This is a genomic window from Nostoc sp. (assembly GCF_036916575.1).
Classification (GTDB): Bacteria; Cyanobacteriota; Cyanobacteriia; order Cyanobacteriales; family Nostocaceae; genus Nostoc.
In genome coordinates, this window is record NZ_JBALGC010000047.1 from 1 (window position 1) to 2,396 (window position 2,396).

Here is a 2,396-nt window from a genome sequence, read left to right on the forward strand (position 1 = left end):
TGCCAACAGGTACCATTTTTTCTAATCTCAGTAGACCCACAGTATGGACATTGCACAGTAGAACACCTCAATTCATCCCTTTATTATGCAACGCCGTTACAAAAATTACCAACGCAGACATGATCCGACTTAGCCAAGAACACTTGCAAACCATCCGCACCCATGCCGAAAGCATTTACCCAGATGAGTGCTGCGGTATAATTTTGGGCTATCTAGCTAATCAGGGCAAAATTGTGGTAGAAGTTATGCCAACAGAAAATGCCTGGGCTACAGAAGCAGCTGCTGAGTTTCCAGGGGAACGCACAACAGAAAGTAAAAGACGGCAATATGCGATCGCACCCGAAGTTATGCTAAAAACACAAAGGGAAGCACGCAATCGCTCACTGAATATTATCGGCATTTTTCACTCCCACCCAGATCATCCTGCTATACCTTCAGAATGCGATCGCCTATACGCTTGGCAGGGATACTCGTATATAATAGTTTCCGTCCAAAACGGTAAAGCTGGAGAATGCCAAAGCTGGAGCCTTGATAATACTCATCAGTTTCAAGCAGAGGCAATTGAAAATATAATTTAATAGCTTAGTTTAAATACAGTCACTCGTAGCAGTTTTCGCCGCCACCACGGATGAAAACTCGTCTTCCCGACTCTCTATCTCTATAGAAGATACAGTTTTTCGATAGGATTAATATTCCGCTCTCCCAGATCATAACTGCTATGCTCAATCCCAATCTGGATAAAATCCAGTTGACCAAAGACGATTACGAACGCTACTCCCGACACCTAATTTTGCCGGAAGTAGGACTAGAAGGACAGAAGCGCCTGAAAGCTGCCAGTGTCCAGTGTATCGGTACAGGTGGACTCGGTTCACCACTACTTTTATATCTGGCGGCGGCGGGTATTGGACGCATCGGGATTGTCGATTTCGATGTTATCGATACTTCCAATCTGCAACGCCAAGTAATCCACGGTACATCCTGGGTAGGTAAACCCAAGATTGAATCGGCAAAAAACCGCATTCACGAGATTAACCCTTATTGTCAGGTTGATTTATACGAAACTCGCCTGACTTCCGAAAACGCCCTGGAAATCCTTCAACCTTATGATATCGTCGTGGATGGTACTGATAACTTCCCCACCAGATATCTAGTTAACGACGCCTGCGTATTGCTGAATAAGCCCAACGTCTACGGTTCAATTTTACGCTTTGAAGGGCAAGCTACTGTATTTAACTACCAAGGTGGCCCGAACTATCGTGACCTTTTCCCAGAACCACCACCACCAGGAATGGTTCCCTCTTGTGCAGAAGGTGGCGTATTGGGGATTTTGCCAGGAATTATTGGTTTAATCCAAGCAACTGAAACCGTCAAAATCATTCTGGGACAAGGTAACACCCTGAGTGGACGATTACTGCTATACAACGCCTTAGATATGAAATTCCGGGAGTTGAAGTTGCGTCCTAACCCAATTCGCCCAGTCATTGAAAATCTGATAGACTATGAACAATTCTGCGGAATTCCACAAGCTAAGGCAGAGGAGGCAAAACAGCAGATGGAAAGTCAAGAAATGACCGTCAAGGATTTAAAGGAATTGCTGGATAGCGGTGCAGAGGATTTTGTACTGCTGGATGTCCGCAACCCCCATGAGTACGACATTGCTAAGATTCCTGGTTCAGTCTTGGTACCCTTACCAGAGATTGAAAATGGCAATGGCGTTGCTAAAGTGAAGGAAATGTTGAACGGTCACCGCTTAATTGCTCATTGTAAGATGGGCGGGCGATCGGCAAAAGCCCTCGCCATCCTCAAGGAAGCCGGGATTGTCGGAACGAATGTCAAAGGCGGAATTACCGCTTGGAGTAAAGAAATAGACCCGTCAGTTCCAGAGTATTAAAAACCCACCGCTTTCCTTAAAGAGTAAATGAGGGGGATGAGGGGGATGAGAGAAATGAAAAAGAATAATAATTATTCACTTGCTTCCATTACTTCTCCTACTCCCCATTCCCTCATCTCCTTATGACTACCTCGAAATCTCATTTCAATATTTGGCGTTGCAGAATAGAAATATGAATTAGAGCGTAGGCGTAGCCCGTCGTAGACATCACTATGAAATGTCCAAGATGTTCATCAGATCATATTCGGAAGAATGGGCGGCAGCGTAGTAAACAAAATTACATATGTGTAGACTGTAAACGTCAATTCATCGAATCTTATGATCAGAAAGGTTAAGTAAGTCGGCACAAAAAAACCAAACTATGTGAAGATAAGTAAATACGTAGAATGGATCTACTAAGGTCACTTGTATATGCAGGGTAAGCGCGTCTCAAATACTATTGACAAGTGGATTCACAAGCATCATCATGTTGGAATAAACAAGCAGCAAGAATAGTAAGCATATA

General features: G+C 43.9%; 2 protein-coding genes and 1 pseudogene. All 3 read left to right on the top strand.

Annotation, left to right across the window (positions count from 1 at the left end):
• Window positions 1-119: 119 nt before the first annotated feature.
• Window positions 120-578: a M67 family metallopeptidase gene (locus tag V7L29_RS11625; RefSeq protein ID WP_334735559.1), complete on the top strand. Its 459-nt coding sequence runs from the start codon at window positions 120-122 to the stop codon at window positions 576-578.
• A 140-nt stretch (window positions 579-718) separates the two neighbouring features.
• Complete coding sequence (gene moeB, locus V7L29_RS11630; protein WP_334735558.1) at window positions 719-1,891, top strand: molybdopterin-synthase adenylyltransferase MoeB; 1,173 nt, start codon at window positions 719-721, stop codon at window positions 1,889-1,891.
• 212 nt (window positions 1,892-2,103) lie between these two features.
• A pseudogene (locus tag V7L29_RS11635) lies at window positions 2,104-2,223 on the top strand (IS1/IS1595 family N-terminal zinc-binding domain-containing protein); the annotation flags it as partial.
• Between the last annotated feature and the right edge of the window lie 173 nt (window positions 2,224-2,396).